Here is a 17,717-nt window from a genome sequence, read left to right as displayed (position 1 = left end):
ATTGGAGCTTATTGCAGATATTTTGCTGGTCGCGGGCGCGCTGGGTGCGGGTCTTTATTGTTTCGTGCTGTCCCGGCGCCTTAAACGCTTTACCGATCTGGAAAAAGGCGTTGGCGGCGCAGTGGCGGTGCTGTCCAGCCAGGCGGATGAATTGAAGAAATCCCTGGATTCGGCGCGGGATGCCTCGGACCAGTCGGGCGCAGTTCTGAAAGAGCTGACCCAACGCGCCGAATCGGTTGCGCAGCGGCTTGAGCTGATGATGGCGTCGATGCACGACCTTGAAGCGCAGCAACAAAGCACACCTGAGCCGCAGCAGGAACAGGCATCTAAGACCGAAGTTTCGACTGAAGCCGAGACTGAGTCGGTTGAAGTCACCGCGGCTGAGGACAACACCGTCACAGCAGCGGACGACGCAGACGATACAAACGACTCAGTCGAACCGGAAAAAGAGACACCCGCTGAACCTCCGGCAAAGAAACCCGGCGGCGTGATGTTCTTCCGTCACAAACGTGCCCAGCCCGAGGTCGCGACATGACACGCAGGCAACGCGATAAACGTCCAAGGGGCGGCGTGCTGGCGGTCATTTCGATGCTGATGATCGGGTCCGCCGCGATTCGTCTGGGGCTGGAGGCGGGCCCTGCACTGGCCAAAACCGAAGAGTCTGACGCCCCCAAACCCCAGCAAACGCAATCGGACTTGCCCGGCGCTCAGGTTCTGCTGACCGAGTTGCTGCGCCGGGAAGAGGCGCTGAAACAGCGCGAGGCTGCGGCATTGGACAAAGAAAAGGCGCTGTCTATCGCAGAACAGGCGATCGAAACCCGCCTGGTTGCCCTGCAAGAGGCCGAAGAAGCACTGCGCTCCACGCTCGCCCTTGCCGAAAAGGCGGCCGAGACGGACCTGACGCGCCTGACGGATGTCTACCAAAGCATGAAACCCAAGGACGCGGCAGCGTTGTTTGAAACAATGGATCCCAGCTTTGCCGCTGGTTTCCTGTCGCGCATGCCCCCTGACGCAGCGGCGGGCGTTCTGGCGGGGCTGAGCCCCGAGGCCGCCTATACCATCAGTGTCATAATGGCGGGCCGCAACGCTGCGGCACCGCAGGAATAAGATTTAACCCCGCACAGGACTTTGCTGGAGACCTCCCATGATCGGAATACTCGGAATTGTCGTCATTTTCGCCATGGTGTTCGGCGGCTATCTGGCTGCCGGCGGCAAGATGACCATCATCATGAAATCCCTTCCGTTTGAGATGATGATGATCGGCGGTGCCGCCGTTGGGGCCTTTATGATCAGCAACGACATGAGCGCGGTCAAACACACACTCAAAGACATGGGCAAAGTGTTCAAAGGCCCGAAATGGAAGCCCGAGGATTACCGCGACCTGCTGTGCCTGCTGTTTTCACTGATCCGCATCGCCAAGGCCAACCCGGTTGAGGTTGAACAGCATATCGAAGACCCCGAGGGCTCTGCCCTGTTTTCGGCCTACCCCAGGATTCAAGCCGACAAAGAAGCTGTGGACCTGATCTGTGACACGATGCGTTCCGCCTCAATGAACTATGACGACCCGCATCAGGTCGAAGAGGTGCTGGAAAAGCGGATGGAGGCCAATTTCCACCACGCCATGCATTCCAGCCACGCGCTGCAAACCGTTGCCGATGGCCTGCCCGCCCTGGGCATCGTGGCCGCTGTTCTGGGTGTGATCAAAACGATGGGCTCAATCGACCAACCGCCTGAGGTGTTGGGCAAGCTGATCGGTGGCGCGCTGGTGGGGACGTTTTTGGGCGTGTTCCTGGCCTATGGTCTTGTCGGCCCGTTCGCAGGCAAATTGAAGGCCGTGGTGGAAGAAGACAACCATTTCTACCAGCTGATCAAAGAGGTGCTGGTTGCCAATCTGCACAACCACAACGCCGCCTTGTGTATCGAGGTCGGACGTCAGAATACCCCAACGCACAATCGCCCCGGCTTTACCGAGCTGGAAGAGGCGCTGAAAGAACTCAAACAGGCGGCGGCATGACCCGGTTTGCATGTCTCTCGGCTGCGCTGATGGTGGCAGCCACTGGCGCGGCGGCACAGGATCTGACCGTGCGTTCGGGCGAACATGACGGCTATACGCGACTGGTTGTTCAGGTCCCACGCGACACAGATTGGGTTCTGAAACAGACCAAAAACGGCGCCCGTCTGAACATCGCGCTTGAGGATGCGACGTTCCGGACCGGGGCCGTCTTTCAACGCCTGACCGAGGACCGATTGGCCAGTGTCTCACAAACGGAACCCGGTGCCGCGCTTGAGATGGAGTTTGGCTGCGAATGTGTCGCCTCGGCCTTTTTGTTCAAGAACACGATGATCGTGGTCGACATTGCTCCGGGCACTTTCTTACCGCCGATCACCAGCGATATTCCCGGCCTGACCCTTCCCAAAGCGCCACAACAGGATGAGAGGCCAAAGCCGGATCAGGAAATTGCCGCTCTGGAATTGCCCTTGCTGAACCTGAACGCGCACGGGTTTGAAAACCAATTGTCCTCACGCCTGCTGCAAGGGGCCGACCGCGGGATCGTTGATCTGAATATCGCGCAAGTCGGCCCGCGCGCCTCGACCGGGAACCAGAGCCTGTTCATACCGCCTGATGTTGAGCTGAATGTTCAGGTCACCTCGATCCTGGACGATCTGAACGGGCTGTTGGGGCCGGATGTACCGCAACTGGAACGCCGCCCCCCCTGTGTGTCTACCGCCGAACTGGGTTTTGAGGACTGGTCGGGCGACCTTGCCTTTGCGGAACAGGCCGCACATTTGCGCGCAGGGCTCTACCAGGAATTTGACGTCATCGACGAAGACGCCGCCCTGCGATTGGCCAAGCTTTACGCTCATTCCGGGTTCGGGGCCGAGGCGGTCAAAGCGCTGGACCTGTTGGGTCAGCGCACCCCCGAGACCGAGCGAATTGCTGCAATCGCCCGCGTTCTGGATAGTGGCCCATTAAGTGAGTCCAATCCATTCACGGGCCTGCAACGCTGTGACAGCGACGCATCCCTGTGGGCCACGCTGACCGAAGGCCATTTGCAAGCGGATGCCAATCTGGTCGCGATAGAGCAAGCTTTTGCACGCCTGCCCGAGCATTTGCGGCGTCATGTTGGCCCCATGCTGTCGGACATTCTGGTCGACGGTGAAGAGGTAGAGGCCGCCCGGCGCGTTTTGCGGTCTGTGGATCGTGTGGAAACGCAAACCAGCGCCGATACGGTTCAGGCCAAGGCAAAGGTCGCAACGGCCGAGGACGACGCCCCCAAGGCCGAGGCTTTGCTGACCGAAGCGATCGAAACCTCGGACGCAACGCTTGAGGCCCCGCTGGCATTGGCACAACTGGTCGACACGCGCTGGCGCGAGCGGGGGGCCGTGTCACCGCAGGAACTGGACCTTGCGGAATCCTATACGGTCGAATTTCGCCGCTCGGACATCGGCCTTCAGATGCAGCAGACGCAAGCAGTTGCCCTGAGCCTGGGTCAGGAATTCGACGCGGCGCTGGACCTTGTCACTGAACTGCCGACAGAGGCGGCGGCCGACCCGTTGAACCGCGTGATCTGGATACTGACCGAGCGTGCGGATGATGCGACGTTTCTGCGCCGCACGTTGATCCTGTCTCAGGATCAGGTGGAACAGCTTACGCTGGACGCCGCCATCGCTGTTGCCCACCGGTTGGCAGGACTTGGATTTTCGCGGCAAGCGCAGGCTCTGGCCAAGCGACCTCAGGACAGTTTGAAACGGGGCGAACGGGCGCGATTGCGGGCCAAGGCAGCCTTGTCGGCGCAGCGACCGCATCAGGCCATGCTGGAGCTTGGCGATGACCCGTCGCCCGAGGCGGAGACATTGCGGGCAACCGCGCTTGAGGCCGCCGGAGAGTTCGCTGCGGCGGGTGAACTGCAACTGGCTGCGGGCAATCGGGATGGGGCCAACCGCCTGTTCTGGTTGGCCGATCTGCCCGAGAACACCGTTCTGCAAGAGGGCGAGACATTCAGCGAGGTCTCTGACACCACGCAAAACCTGCTGACCCAGCCCCCTCAGCTGCCCGAGACGCCATTGGCCGAAGCAGCGACATTGCTGGTGGAGAGTGCGGAGACGCGGGATAGGATTACGGGGCTGCTCTCAATCCTCGACGTCAATGAATAAGACTCTAATAAAGGTATAATACGGTACATGTCGTCCGTCAGGGTTCAAAAATCAGCGGTGAAAGGTCGGCAAACCGGGATTTCGGGCTCTCCCAATTCAGGATGGCATCCCGTATCGCATCGGCTCGGGCCTGCCCCAGGATCGGGGCTGCGAAATCGTTGAATTTTGTGAACACCTCATCTTGGGTGAATGGCGCTTCGGGGCCGCCTCGGGCGTGGATGTCCCCCGATTGCAGAACTGTTCCGTCCACGGTTGTGATGCTGACATCAGCCCAGCGACCCCGCGGAAAGCGGGCGGTGTGGCGGTCTACTTCGGCCACCTCGATCCGAGTGATAAACTCTGCCACGCGCGGATCGGACAGGCCCGGCCCAGAGATATGTTCGACCCCGATCCGCCCGTAAAGCGCCTGAACCGCCACCGCAAAAGGCAGCGAATATTGCGCTTGCGAGGTCGTGTCAGGCATTCCTGCAAACAGGCACGCGGCCTCGTGAAAGCTGTTGATGCGAATTTGCCGGATCTGGTCGATGGACAGATCATGTTCCATCATCACCGCACGCACCGCGTCAATCGCCGCATGCGCCCATCGGCAGATCGGATAGGGTTTTACGTATTGGTGTTCCACCTGCCAGAACTGGCCCAGATCGCCCCAATGGGGGGCGGCGGTTTCAGCCTCGATCGTAATGGCGGGCGCTCCGGTGAATCCACGCTCGGCCAGAATGGCGGCCGAAACGCCAACCATCGCGCCCCAGCCTGACCCGTCATGCAGCATCGTGGGATTGGCAATCTCGCGCATCATCTGGCTGCGGGGGCCGTGGTATTCGGCAATGCCCATCGCCTGCCGCAATTGATCCGGGGAAAAGCCCCGCAGCCGCGCCGCCATCGCTGCAACGCCCAGCGCATTCCATGCGCCCGAGGTGTGGTAGTCGCTGACCGACGCGTGAAGAGACAGCCCGGCCCGACCCGCGATCTCATACCCTGTCACAACCGCCGCCAAAGCCTGCGGCCCCGTCAGGTCAGGGTGATGTTCGGCAAGGGCGACCAACGTGGGCAAAACCACAACACCGATATGGCCTTTGGTCGGGTTGTACCCGTCATGCCCATCCAGATTGTCGGTTTGGGTGGCCGCCGCATAGGCCGCCCCCGCCATGCTGACCGAACGGCCATCGAACATCATGCGCGCGCTATAGGCCGGGTCGGAACTGGCATAAAGCAAGGCTGCGGTGTCGCGCGCGATCACCCCGGCCTCCATCGGGCCAGAGGCGATCAGGATACCCATCGTATCCAGCATCATCAGGGCAGCAGCCTTTTTGGCACTGTCCGGCATATCATCGGCAGACCGGTGCAAGGTGAAATCCGCCACGCGTGTGAAACTGTCGGTCATCAGGTCGCCTCTAGCGCAGGACGGATATCGCGCAAACGGTGGCCTTCGGGATCAAAGGGGGGCTTGTGCAGGATTGTCGCGCGATGCGGTTTGCCGAGGATAAAGATCTCTACGTCATCCCCCGGCCCAGCCACATTCGGGTCGGCATAGCCAAGAGTCAGCGATTTACCGACCGAATAGCCATAAGCGCCCGAGGTCACGCGCCCGACGGGTTTGCCATCGGGTGTAAAGATCGGTTCACCACCCGAGGCATCGGCCTGATCCGCATCGACTTCGAAGATCGACAGAACTTCGCGCGCCGGGTTGTCCTTGATGGCAAGATAGGCGTCCTTGTGCAGGAAATCCTTGTCCAGCTTGATCAGACCTGCCAGCCCGACCTCTTGCGGCCAGTATTCCTGAGAATACTCGCGGCCCCACGAGCCATACCCTTTTTCGATGCGCAACGACCCGAGAGCCCGTCCCCCGACCGGGCCGCCATTCAGTGCGGTCGCAGCGTCCAAAAGCGCTGTGTAGAGCCTGATTTGGTCTTCTTCGGCGCAGTGCAACTCCCACCCCAGATCGCCGGTAAAGCTGACGCGGATGGCAAGGCAGGTTACACCGGCAACATCGATCGTACGGGATCGCATAAAGCGGAAGCTTTCATTCGACAGGTCTGCATTGGTCAGGCGTTGCAACAGGTCGCGCGATTTCGGGCCGGCCACATTAAAGCCTGCAATGCGATTGGTCGCGACCTCGAACGTCGTGTCCTTGGGCAGATCGACCATATTGAAAAAGCGCTGATGATACCGCTCGGCCATGCCCGAGCCGATCATCATGTATTCATCCTCGGCCACCATGGTGATGGTGAAATCCCCGGCCACCCCACCCCGGACCGAGATCAGCGGGGTCAGACAGGACCGCCCGACCTCGGACGGCACCCGGTTGGCAACCAGACGATCCAGCCATGCCTGCGCGCCCGGCCCCTTGATCACGTAATTTGCAAAGTTCGAGATATCGATGACACCGACGTGCTCTCGCAGCATCTTCACTTCGCGGCCCACGGGCTCCCACCAGTTTTGGCGCGTGAAGCCGTTGGTTTCGACCGTGCCGGGCTGGTCGGCGAACCACAGCGGATGCTCCCACCCGCAGTTCAGGCCAAAGACGCAGCCCATGTCTTTTTGCATCTGATAGGCCGGGCGCAGGCGGGCCGGGCGGCCTGCGCTGCGTTCTTCGTTCGGGAAATGGATGGCAAAACGGTGGGTATAGGCATCCTCGACCCGCGCCTTGGTGAATGACTTGTCGGCCCAATCGCCGAACCGCGCCAGATCCCAGGCGAACATGTCGTATTGCGGCTCACCCTCGATCATCCATTGCGCCGACAGCAGCCCAAGCCCGCCGGATTGCGAAAAGCCGGGGATGATTCCGTTGCAGCAGAAATAGTTCCGAAGCTCGGGCACAGGCCCCCAGATCGCGTTGGAATCCGGCGACCAGATCATCGGCCCGTTGATCACCCGCTTAACCCCGGCGGTCGCGGCCACCGGCACTCGTTCCGTGGCGCGGATGACGTTCTCCATGATGCGGTCCAGATCGTCGGGGAACAGATCATGGGCGAAATCCAGCGGCGTGCCGTTTTCGGCCCAAAAGCGCATGTCTTTCTCATAGGCCCCGATGAGCAACCCGTTGCCTTCCTGCCGAAAGTAATACTCGCCATCCCGATCCGCGATGGACGGCAGGCGGCGGCCCAGGGCGGCAACCTCGTCAATCGCTTCGGTGACGAAATATTGGTGCTCGGTCGGTTGCAGGGGCAATTCGATCCCGGCCATCGCCGCCACTTCGCGTCCCCAAAGACCGCCTGCGTTCACCACCCATTGCGTGTGGATGTCACCCTTTTCCGTGCGCACGATCCACGACCCGTCTGGCTGCTGTTCAGTCCCTATTACAGGGCAAAACCGCTCTATCGTGGCCCCCATCGCCCGCGCACCGGCGGCATAGGCATGGGTTACGCCCGAGGGGTCCACATTGCCGCCATCGGGTTCGAACATGATGCACCTGACGTCATCGAACTGCGCCAGCGGATGCAGCTCCATCGCCTGTGCGCGGCTGACCTCATAAAACTTCAGACCATAGAACCGCGCCTTGGCCTCTTGCAGGCGCAGCTGGTGTTCACGATCTTCGGTCTGCGCCAGATACAGTGAGCCGGACTGGAACACGCCGCAGCCCTGCCCGGTTTCTTTCTCCAGCTCTTTGTACAGGTTCATCGTATAGTGCTGGATGCGCGTGATGTTGTTATTGTCGTGCAGCCCGTGAATATTGGCCGCCGCATGCCAGGTGGAGCCCGAGGTCAGCTCATCCCGTTCCAGCAGGATCACATCGGTCCAGCCGAGCTTGGCCAGATGGTAAAGGATCGAGCATCCGACCAACCCTCCTCCGATCACGACGGCCTGAGCGTGGGTTTTCATGGCGGAACCTCCTGCGTGGAAACTGGGCGCTTGTTGGAAAGTCAGCCACAGGAGCGGTGCGGCTTATGCTCTGTTCCCGACGCAAAATGTCGGTAATGGCGATCAAAGCGGCGGAAACAAGCCCGGCATCGGCGGAACATCGCCTTTGTCACCCGCGCGCGCGATGTCGTGAGCGCCTGTGTATTGAAATAAGACTCGCCGATTCTTTGATTAGTTAAAGAAGCACGAAAATACGTGCCGATTTGGTCGAAAACGACGGGACAGGCTGGTTTGAAACGCGGTGAAAACTGCGTGGATCAGCGGAAATCTTGATAAAGTTCCTAAAATGTTCTATATTTGTTCCAGGCGGATGTCAAAGGTGGAACGGAGGTATTCGAGCTATGACCAATGCTGCCCGTCAAAGCTGGTACGACGCACCCAGCAACGATTATCACATGCTGCCTGTCACCGACCGGCAGATGCGCTATGCCCGTGCAATCGCCGAGAAGTCCGCCCTGGAAATCCCGGTTGAAGCGCAGCGCGACCGCAAGGCTTTGTCGAACTGGATTTCTGCCAACAAACCAGTCGACCCGTCCCCCTTTGCCAACTATCCCACCGGCAAACAGGTGGCCTTTGCCGAGCGTATTTCACGCAGCAAGCGCCGTCCGATCCCGGCCGAGTGTTTTCGCGACAAGCAGATGATGTCGCGCTGGATCGATCACAACAAATAGAACCTGATCAGGGTCTGTTCTCGTGGTTATGGGAATAAAGCGATACTGCTGCGGCCACGAACATCCCCAGCAGGATATAGCCTGTTACCGCTTCGGACACTGCCAACCCCCGGCACAGCCCGGTTGGGGACATGTCGCCATATCCAACTGTGGTGAAGGTGACATATGAAAAATACAGGATGTCACCCGGCCCACGTGCACCAATGACGCAATTGTCAGTATAGCCAAACGCGCCATAAACGGCCGCGAACAGGAAGGGGACGACCTGAATAAAGGACACTCCCATCAAAAACAGCAGGCGGCGTGGTGATTTTACCTGAGTCAGGTAGAACCAGGATTGCGACACGATCCACAGCAACAGCCCGACGGACGCAAACGTGCCCAGCGTATCGCCTGCGGTTGCTTCGCTCAGGCGGGACAGGCCGAACCAGGCCAAAAAGCTGGCCACAACCATGCCCCCCGCCGCCAGCAGGGTCGATTTCCATTCGGCCAGAGTTGTGGGCTTGCGGGACATTGCGCCTCCGATCAGTTCAATTGCCTTGGATCATCCGGGTTTGGGCCGGACGCCGCAACCGGATTCAATCCGCGCCCAGATGCTCTTGCCCGCGTTGAAGGGCCAGGCCGATCTGTTTCTGACGTTCGCGAAAGCGGGCCTTATCCGCCTCAGAGGTCTCATCAATACACTGGTGACAGCACACGCCATGTTCATATTCAGGGCGTTTCATATCCTCGGGCAGAATGGGGCGACGGCAGCCGTGGCACAGGTTATGCGGCCCTTCGACCAGCCCGTGACCAACCGAGACGCGGTTGTCGAACACGAAACACTCACCCTGCCAGGTGCTGTCCTCGGCCGGCATTTCTTCGAGATAGCGCAGAATGCCGCCTTTCAGGTGATACACATCCTCAACCCCCTGCCCCAGCAGGAAGTTGGTGGATTTCTCGCACCGGATACCGCCCGTGCAGAACATGGCGACGCGCTTGTTGTGAAAGCGGTCCTTGTTATCCTCCCACCATGCGGGGAATTCGCGGAAACTGGCGGTTTCAGGGTCTATTGCGCCCTCAAACGTGCCAATCGCCACTTCGTAATCGTTGCGCGTGTCGATCACCACCACGTCGTCCGAGCGGATCAAGTCGTTCCAATCTTCGGGTTCAACATAGTTGCCAACACGGGCGCGCGGATCGACATCCGGCTGACCCATGGTGACGATCTCTTTCTTCAGGCGCACCTTCATTTTGCCAAAGGGCGGATGGTCAGCGGTGGCCTCTTTCCAGTCCAGATCCGCACATCCCGGCAGCGCTTTGATATGCGCCAGCACCGCGTCGATCCCGGCGCGCGGGCCTGCGATTGTGCCATTGATCCCCTCTTGCGCCAGCAACAGGGTGCCTTTGACCGATTGCGCGCGGCAGAGGTCCAACAGGGGTTCACGCAGGGCAACGTGATCAGCGAAACGGGTGAAATGATAGAGAGCAGCAATAGTATACATGCGCGCGGTCTAGCCCCACGCGCGCAGAGTCGCAAGGGATCGGATTGACGCCCCCCGCACACCCCCTTACCGATACAGCAAAAGGAGACAGCGATGACCCATGCCCTGATCGTAATCGACGTCCAGAACGATTTCTGCCCCGGTGGCGCATTGGCCGTGCCCGAAGGGGATCAGATCGTGGCCCTGATCAATGCCATGATGGACGATTTTGACGCCGTGATCCTGACCCAGGACTGGCACCCGGCGGGGCATTCCTCATTCGCCAGTTCGCACGCCGGAAAAAACCCCTATGATATGACGGACATGCCCTATGGCCCGCAGGTCTTGTGGCCCGATCACTGTGTTCAGGGTACGCAAGGGGCTGCGTTTCATCCCGATCTTCGCACCGATGCCGATCTGATCATACGCAAAGGGTTTCGGTCTGCGATCGACAGCTATTCCGCATTTTTCGAAAACGATCAATCGACCCCGACCGGGCTTGAGGGCTATTTGAAAACGCGCGGCATTGACCGGCTGACGATGGTCGGATTGGCCACGGATTTCTGTGTTCACTTCTCGGCTGTGGATGCCGCCCGGCTTGGGTTTGACGTGACTGTGCGGCTGGATGCCTGCCGGGCCATCGATCTGAACGGATCGCTTGCTGCGGCCGAGCAGGCAATGCGGGCGGTCGGTGCGCGCCTAGCCTAAGGCGCTGCCCCTTCGGATGCCAGATATCTGAGGACCACAATCACCAAAACGGCAAGCCCAAGTGCCACGCCTATACGGCCTTGAATCGAACGCCGCTTGGGCTTTTGCGCCTCGGTCGGTTCCGGCTTGGGCTTCCAGTCCTGTACGGCGCGCGTCATGCCCGGTCGCGGACGTGCGCGCTTTACGTCATCCAGAAACTGCCAAAAATCGAAATCCCCGCAGCTTTCACCCTGAACACCCATATTGCGGATATTGGCGAACAGACGCTTCAGAATGCGTTCGCGGTCGGGGCCGTCCTCGGGCAGGTAATAGCCATGTGGCAAACCGTTGCCCCGGCATTCCAGGCTAAAGCCGGATTCCTCAAAAATACGCCGAATCTTAGGGGACGCGCTGTGCAGCGCCTCGACCGTTTGGGCACTGCGAAAGGATGCGCGAACGGCACGGTTCCCGGTCACGGCGGCCACGCCATGTTCAGGATCCACTTCATCCGGTGCAATCGCTACAATATCAAAGTCGTACTCGAAACCCATTCACCGACTAAACCTTGTTCTTCCGTCCCTTCCTTTTCACTAATAAATGAAAGGATCACACAATATGCTCGATTTGTGACCTCACCTTGTCATTGTCTACGATCCGGCGACTCTTGCCAATCCTTTCGCCTATTGATCTAACGAAAGAAATCGCTGGAGTTCACTCATGGTCGATATTGCGACGCGTGTGTACAATCACAAATGGAAAATTGACCCGATTGTGCGGTCTTTGATCGACACAGATTTCTACAAACTGCTGATGTGCCAGTCAGTGTTTCGAAATAAGCCCCAAACGAATGTGGTTTTTTCGCTGATCAACCGGTCGAATCACATCCCTCTCGCCAAATTGATCGACGAAGGCGAACTGCGTGAACAGCTTGATCACATCCGGTCGCTGGGTCTCAGCCGGGGGGAAAGCACCTGGCTGCGGGGCAATACGTTCTACGGCAAACGGCAGATGTTCCGATCCGATTTCATGGAGTGGTTCGAGAATATGCGCCTGCCGCCCTATCATCTGGAGCGCAAGGGCGATCAGTATGAGCTGACGTTTGAGGGCAAATGGCACGAGGTCATGCTGTGGGAAATCCCCGCACTGGCGGTACTGATGGAGCTGCGATCCCGCGCGGTTCTGAACGACATGCGCCGCTTCGAGCTGCAAGTGCTTTATGCCCGCGCCATGACCCGCGTATGGGAAAAGATCGAACAGCTGCGCCAGATCGAGGGGCTGGGCATCGCCGATTTCGGCACCCGCCGCCGCCACTCCTTTCTATGGCAGGATTGGTGCGTGCAGGCGATGATCGAGGGGCTGGGCCCCGCGTTTTCGGGCACATCCAACTGCCTGATCGCCATGCGGCGCGAGGTTGAGGCGATCGGCACCAACGCGCATGAGCTGCCCATGGTCTATTCTGCGCTGGCCGACACCGATGAGGCTTTGGCCCGCGCGCCCTATGACGTTCTGAGCGATTGGCACGACGAACACGAAGGCAATCTGCGCATCATTCTGCCCGACACCTATGGCACGCAGGGATTTCTGGACCGCGCGCCGGATTGGCTGGCGGGCTGGACCGGCATCCGCATCGACAGCGGCGATCCCGCCACCGGGGCCGAAGTGGCCATCAAATGGTGGAAATCGCGCGGCGAAGACCCAAAGCAGAAACGCGTGATCTTTTCCGATGGGCTGGACGTAGAGAAAATTCGCGAATTGCAGACCCAGTTCGCCGGGCGGACCAAAGTGTCCTTTGGCTGGGGCACATTGCTGACCAACGACTTCCGCGGCCTGGTCCCTGATGACGCGCTGGCGCCGTTCTCGCTGGTGTGCAAGGCGGTCTCGGCCAATGGGCGCCCGACGGTCAAATTGTCGGACAACCCGGAAAAGGCGATGGGCCCGCAGGATGAAATAGCACGCTACAAACGTGTCTTTGGCGTCGGGGCGCAAGAGGCGATTGAGGTGATCGTTTAGACCCTAACCATGGTGATTTGCCACGGTTTTGAGCTGCGAGAAGCCGTACAGCGCCTCGAACCCCTTTTCGCGGCCGTGGCCTGATTTGCCGACCCCGCCAAAGGGCAGCTCAACCCCGCCCCCGGCCCCGTAATTGTTGACAAAGACCTGACCCGCGCGCAGGTGTTTTGCCAGCCGCATCTGCCGCGCGCCGTCGCGGGTCCAGACACTGGCGACAAGGCCATAGTCGGTGCCGTTGGCGATCTGCACCGCCTCGTCCTCGGTCTCAAACGGGATCAACACCTGAACGGGGCCAAAAATCTCATCCTGCGCGAGGCTGTGATCCGGCGGCACATCAGCGAACAAAGTGGGCTGGACATAAGCCCCTGACGCGGGCGCATCCGCCACGATATGCCCCTGCCCCGCGATGGTCAAGTCTGCGCCTTTGGTCAGAAACCCCTCAACAATCTGCTTTTGACGGGCCGAGATCAGCGGCCCCACGCGCAAGTCCTGCGCCGCCGGGCCAACGGTCAGATCGGCATAAGCGGCGGCCATGCGCTGTTTGACCTGGCAATACACCCCGCGCTGCACCAGAATGCGGGACGAGGCCGAACAGGTCTGACCTGCGTTCTGAATTCCTGCATTCACCAGAAACGGCAGCGCGGCGTCCAGATCGGCGTCATCAAAGACAAGCTGCGGGGATTTCCCGCCCAATTCCAACGTCACCGGCACCACATTGCGGCCCGCTGCCTGTTGCACCAAGGCGCCGGTCGCGACCGACCCGGTGAACGAGATATGATGCACACCCGGATGCCCTGACAGCGCCGCCCCAGCCTCGGCCCCGATGCCGGGGACCACGTTCAACGCGCCAGCGGGCAGCCCCGCCTGTTGCGCCAGATGGGCAAAGGCCAACGCGGTCAAACACGCCTCTTCGGCCGGTTTCAGCACACAGGCATTGCCCATCGCCAACGCCGCCCCGACCGAGCGTCCGATGATCTGCATCGGGTAATTCCAAGGCACGATATGACCCGTCACCCCGTGCGGTTCGCGCAAAGTATATACGGTGTAGCCATCCAGATACGGGATGGTCTGGCCCGTCACTTTATCCGCTGCGCCACCGTAGAATTCGCAGTATCGCGCTAAGGCCACCGCATCGGCACGGGCTTGTGTCAGCGGTTTGCCCACATCCATCGCCTCTAGCGCGGCCAGATCGTCGACGCGCTCCAACACCAGCTGTCCCAGCCGGGTCAGGACGCGGCCGCGCTCCAACGCGGTTTTGCGGCCCCAATCGCCGTCCAGCGCGGCCTGCGCAGCGCCAACCGCCGCGTCGATATCCGCACCATCCCCACGCGCAATGCGGCAAATCTCGGACCCGTCGGATGGGTTGATCAACGGCAGATCAGCGCCCGAGGCTGGGGCGACCCATTCGCCCCCGATCAAACAAAGGGTGGGATTGAACCAGAGGGGATTGGACATTGGGGCCTCCATATAGGCTCTAAATTGGACTTTTCAGGCCACTTGGCTGCCGATTTCCGGCAAGGTCGGCGCGGCTTCGATCAGGGTTTTTGTGTAGGCATGTTGCGGGTTGGAAAAGACCTGCTCGGTCGCGCCCTGTTCGACGATCCGGCCCGCCTGCATGACCATCACCCGGTCGGTGATCGTGCGCACGACGCTCAGATCGTGGCTGATGAACAGATAGGTCAGATCATAGGCCGCACACAGGTCCGCCAGCAGGTCCAGAATTTGCGCACGGACCGAGACATCCAGGGCCGAGACCGCCTCATCAAACAAGATCAGTTCCGGCCGGATGATCAGGGCGCGGGCGATGGCAATGCGCTGCCGCTGCCCGCCCGAGAATTCGTGGATGTATTTGCCCGCATCATCGGGGCTGAGGCCCACGGCGGTCAGCATCTCGGCAATCCGGTCCTGCCGCTCGGAACCGGTGGGCGGCGTGTCCAGCAGGTGAAACGGCTCGGTAATCAGCCGCGCGACTTTGTGGCGAGGGTTAAAGCTGCCATAGGGGTCCTGAAACACCACCTGCATCTTACGACGCACCGCCGGGTTCGGCTTGTGGCCGGTAAAGACAGGCTCACCCTCCAGCCGGATGTCCCCGCCCTGCACGTCTTCCAGCCCTAAAATAGCCCGAGTTAGGGTCGATTTTCCGCAACCAGACTCTCCGACCAGCCCCAACCTCTCACCACGATTGAGCGTAAAGCTGACATGATCCACAGCGCGGTGCAGGCCCGGCTTGTAGAACAGACGTTTGCGCGGCAGGCGGTAATCGCGGACGACCTGTGTGACCTCCAACAGCGGAGCGTTGGCCGCCGTGTCGGGCAGTGCCACCTGATGGCCCGACGCCTCAAACAGCATCCGCGTGTAGGGGTGCTGCATGTTGCGCAACAGGTCGGCGGTTGCGCCGCTTTCAACAACCGCTCCGTGCCGCATGACCACAATGCGGTCGGCCATATCGGCGACAACCGCCAGATCATGGGTGATCATCAACAGACCCATACCGTATTCGCGCACCAACCCTTTGAGCAGCTCAAGGATTTGCGCCTGCGTGGTCACGTCCAGGGCGGTTGTCGGTTCATCCGCGATCAGCAGTTTGGGGCGCAGGGCAATGGCCATGGCAATGACGACACGCTGGCGTTGCCCGCCGGACAGCTCATGCGGGTAGCGGCTCAGGGGGAAGCGATCCGGCGGCAGGCCCACACGCGCCAGAACCTCTGCCGCGCGGGCGCGGGCCTCAGCAGGCGTCATGGCTTTGTGGATCAGGATTGTTTCCATGACCTGATCCCCGATGGTCTTGACCGGATTCAGCGCCGTCATCGGTTCCTGAAACACCATCCCGATCTCTGCCCCGCGCAGGGCGCACATTTCGGGTTCAGAGGTGGTCAGCAGGTCGCGCCCTTCCAACCGGATCGCACCGCGCGGGTCAGCCCCATTCGGCAGCAATTGCAACACGGCCAAGGCGGTCATCGATTTGCCCGAACCGCTTTCCCCCGTCACCGCCACGATCTGACCGGGATCGATGGTCAGGCTGACCTGTTTCAAGATTCCCGCCCCGTGGATGGACAGCGACAGGTTCTCGATCTGCAACAGAGTCATGCGCGCGCCACCCGTATCCGAGGATCCAGCCAGTCGCGCAACCCGTCGCCCAGCAGGTTCAGCCCCAGTACGGTGACGATGATCGCCAATCCCGGAATCAGAGCCAAATGCGGGGCAAAACTGACCATTGTCTGCGCATCGGCCAGCATACGGCCCCAGCTGGGCGTGGGGGGCTGCGCGCCAAGGCCGACATAAGACAGACCCGCCTCGGCAAGAATACCAAGGCTGAACTGAATGGTCCCCTGCACAATCAACAGGTTCGCCACGTTAGGCAGGATATGTTCCGCCGAAATCCGCGCTGCCCCTTTGCCCGAGACACGGGCGGCGAGGATGAATTCACGCTCCCACAAGGACAGGGCGGCCCCTCGGGTGATGCGGGCAAAGACGGGGATGTTGAAGATGCCGATGGCGATGATGGCGTTTATCGCCCCCGCACCGAATACGGCGGTGATCAGGATTGCAATGACCAGCGACGGGAAGGCAAAGACCAGATCATTGCCGCGCATGATCACCTCATCCAGCCACGACCCCTTGCGCGCCGCCGCCGTCAGACCCAGCGGCACGCCCAGCGCCATGCCGATCCCCACCGCCACCAAGGCCACCGCAATAGACGTCCGCGCGCCCACCATGATCATCGAGAACATGTCGCGGCCGAAATGATCCGTCCCGAACCAGTGCTGCGCGTTCGGAGGTTTCAACTTGTTGGGAATATCCAAAGCCGCATAGTCATAGGGCGTCCAGACAAAGCTCAGCAGCGCTGCCAGCAGAACCAGCGAGGACAAGACCGCGCCAAGGATCAGGTTTCGGCTCATGTCCGGCCTCTTAGCCTTGGGTCAACGGCGGCATAGGCCAGATCGACCAGAAAGTTCACGGTGATGACCGCAAAGACCAGCAGCATCACCACCGATTCCACCACGATCAGATCGCGCGCGGAAATGGCCTGAAACACCAGACGGCCAAGGCCGGGCAGGTAAAAGACCTGTTCGATGATGATCGACCCGGCCAGAAGAAAGGAAAACTGCAGGCCGATGATGGTCAGCACCGGGATCAGCGCATTGCGCACCCCGTGCCGCCACAGCGCCTGACGGCGCGACAGCCCCTTGGCGCGGGCGGTGCGCATGAAATCCTCGCCCAGAATATCCAGCAGAGAGGATCGCATGACCCGCGCCAGAATCGCCGCCTGCGGCAGGGCCAGCGCAATGGCCGGCAGGGTCAGGGAATGCAGACCGGTCCAGACACCATCCTGCCAACCGGCAAAGCCACCGGCGTTGAACCAGCGCAGGTTGATGGCAAAGATCAGAACCAGCATCATCGCGAACCAGAAATTCGGCACGGCAATGCCCAGCTGCGTCGCCCCCATCACCGTCAGATCGCCCGGCCTGCCCCGGCGCGCGGCGGCATAGATGCCCGCAGGAAAGGCGATCAGGGTGGACAGCGTCAGCGCATAAAGCGCGAGCGGCAACGACACCCACATCCGGTCCGCGATCATCTGAGACACCGGTGTGCGATAGGTGTAAGAGGTGCCGAAATCCCCCGCCAGCATCCCGCCGACCCAGTTGAAATACCGCTGGGCTTTGGACACGTCCAATCCAAGCTCGGCCCGCAGCGCGGCCAGCGTGTCCTCTTGTGCGTTCACCCCCAGCATAAAGGACGCGGGATCGCCCGGCGCCACCTCGATCACCGCGAAGATGACGACCGAGGCGACAGCCAGGCTGATCATCAATGAGATCAGGCGTTTGAGGGTATAGCGCACCATCAGGCCACGTTAGGCCCGGTGGTGCTACGC

Annotated in this window: 16 protein-coding genes; 7 read left to right on the top strand and 9 right to left on the bottom strand. The window is 60.6% G+C overall.

Annotated features, from left to right (window positions below; all coding sequences use genetic code 11):
* Position 1: 1 nt before the first annotated feature.
* The 4 genes from ACR0J5_RS11410 to ACR0J5_RS11395 are packed head-to-tail and all read left to right on the top strand — an operon-like array spanning position 2 to position 4,155.
* Positions 2–535 carry a hypothetical protein gene (locus ACR0J5_RS11410; RefSeq protein ID WP_480653393.1) on the top strand — a complete coding sequence of 178 codons (534 nt, stop codon included), beginning with the start codon at positions 2–4 and terminating at the stop codon, positions 533–535.
* Positions 532–1,107, top strand: coding sequence for a MotE family protein (locus ACR0J5_RS11405; RefSeq protein ID WP_480653391.1), 576 nt, complete (start codon positions 532–534; stop codon positions 1,105–1,107). Before ACR0J5_RS11410 ends, ACR0J5_RS11405 begins: the two co-directional genes overlap by 4 nt.
* A gap of 37 nt (positions 1,108–1,144) precedes the next feature.
* Positions 1,145–2,014: a flagellar motor stator protein MotA gene (gene motA / locus ACR0J5_RS11400; protein ID WP_480653389.1), complete on the top strand. Its 870-nt coding sequence runs from the start codon at positions 1,145–1,147 to the stop codon at positions 2,012–2,014.
* Positions 2,011–4,155: a hypothetical protein gene (locus tag ACR0J5_RS11395; protein WP_480653387.1), complete on the top strand. Its 2,145-nt coding sequence runs from the start codon at positions 2,011–2,013 to the stop codon at positions 4,153–4,155. The genes motA and ACR0J5_RS11395 overlap by 4 nt, the downstream gene beginning before the upstream one ends.
* Before the next feature lie 37 nt (positions 4,156–4,192).
* Here ACR0J5_RS11395 and ACR0J5_RS11390 read toward each other — a convergent pair whose 3' ends face one another.
* A complete protein-coding gene (locus ACR0J5_RS11390) occupies positions 4,193–5,536 on the bottom strand; it encodes an MmgE/PrpD family protein (RefSeq protein WP_480653385.1) in 1,344 nt (447 codons plus the stop codon).
* Entirely contained in the window at positions 5,536–7,974 is a 2,439-nt protein-coding gene (locus ACR0J5_RS11385) for a GcvT family protein (RefSeq protein WP_480653383.1), read from the bottom strand. The genes ACR0J5_RS11390 and ACR0J5_RS11385 overlap by 1 nt, the downstream gene beginning before the upstream one ends.
* Positions 7,975–8,354: 380 nt before the next feature.
* Here ACR0J5_RS11385 and ACR0J5_RS11380 point away from each other — a divergent pair, with 380 nt between their 5' ends.
* Positions 8,355–8,684, top strand: a complete 330-nt coding sequence (locus ACR0J5_RS11380) for a hypothetical protein (RefSeq protein WP_480653381.1) — start codon at positions 8,355–8,357, stop codon at positions 8,682–8,684.
* 7 nt (positions 8,685–8,691) lie between these two features.
* On the opposite strand, the gene ACR0J5_RS11375 is transcribed toward ACR0J5_RS11380, so the two are convergent.
* Both ACR0J5_RS11375 and trhO read right to left on the bottom strand, forming a co-directional pair.
* Entirely contained in the window at positions 8,692–9,198 is a 507-nt protein-coding gene (locus ACR0J5_RS11375; protein WP_480653379.1) for a potassium channel family protein, read from the bottom strand.
* A gap of 64 nt (positions 9,199–9,262) precedes the next feature.
* The gene (gene trhO / locus ACR0J5_RS11370) at positions 9,263–10,168 is read right to left on the bottom strand and encodes an oxygen-dependent tRNA uridine(34) hydroxylase TrhO (RefSeq protein ID WP_480653378.1); all 906 of its coding nucleotides are present in this window, start codon (positions 10,166–10,168) and stop codon (positions 9,263–9,265) included.
* A gap of 93 nt (positions 10,169–10,261) precedes the next feature.
* On the opposite strand from trhO, the gene pncA reads away from it, so the two are divergent.
* On the top strand, positions 10,262–10,855 hold the full coding sequence (gene pncA, locus ACR0J5_RS11365; RefSeq protein ID WP_480653376.1) for a bifunctional nicotinamidase/pyrazinamidase: 594 nt from the start codon (positions 10,262–10,264) through the stop codon (positions 10,853–10,855).
* Here the strand turns inward: pncA and ACR0J5_RS11360 are convergent.
* Complete coding sequence (locus tag ACR0J5_RS11360) at positions 10,852–11,385, bottom strand: hypothetical protein (protein WP_480653374.1); 534 nt, start codon at positions 11,383–11,385, stop codon at positions 10,852–10,854. The two genes, pncA and ACR0J5_RS11360, sit on opposite strands and share 4 nt — an antisense overlap.
* A 166-nt stretch (positions 11,386–11,551) precedes the next feature.
* On the opposite strand from ACR0J5_RS11360, the gene pncB reads away from it, so the two are divergent.
* A complete protein-coding gene (pncB, locus tag ACR0J5_RS11355) occupies positions 11,552–12,844 on the top strand; it encodes a nicotinate phosphoribosyltransferase (protein WP_480653372.1) in 1,293 nt (430 codons plus the stop codon).
* A 3-nt stretch (positions 12,845–12,847) separates the two neighbouring features.
* Here the strand turns inward: pncB and ACR0J5_RS11350 are convergent, their stop codons facing one another.
* The 4 genes from ACR0J5_RS11350 to ACR0J5_RS11335 are packed head-to-tail and all read right to left on the bottom strand — an operon-like array spanning position 12,848 to position 17,687.
* Positions 12,848–14,299 carry an aldehyde dehydrogenase family protein gene (locus tag ACR0J5_RS11350; protein WP_480653371.1) on the bottom strand — a complete coding sequence of 484 codons (1,452 nt, stop codon included), beginning with the start codon at positions 14,297–14,299 and terminating at the stop codon, positions 12,848–12,850.
* A 33-nt stretch (positions 14,300–14,332) separates the two neighbouring features.
* Entirely contained in the window at positions 14,333–15,931 is a 1,599-nt protein-coding gene (locus tag ACR0J5_RS11345; RefSeq protein ID WP_480653369.1) for an ABC transporter ATP-binding protein, read from the bottom strand.
* The gene (locus tag ACR0J5_RS11340; protein WP_480653367.1) at positions 15,928–16,743 is read right to left on the bottom strand and encodes an ABC transporter permease; all 816 of its coding nucleotides are present in this window, start codon (positions 16,741–16,743) and stop codon (positions 15,928–15,930) included. The genes ACR0J5_RS11345 and ACR0J5_RS11340 overlap by 4 nt, the downstream gene beginning before the upstream one ends.
* On the bottom strand, positions 16,740–17,687 hold the full coding sequence (locus tag ACR0J5_RS11335; protein WP_480653365.1) for an ABC transporter permease: 948 nt from the start codon (positions 17,685–17,687) through the stop codon (positions 16,740–16,742). Before ACR0J5_RS11335 ends, ACR0J5_RS11340 begins: the two co-directional genes overlap by 4 nt.
* Between the last annotated feature and the right edge of the window lie 30 nt (positions 17,688–17,717).

It is taken from the genome of Ruegeria sp. BE1 (assembly GCF_056538885.1).
This window is presented reverse-complemented; position numbering and strand designations above follow the sequence as displayed.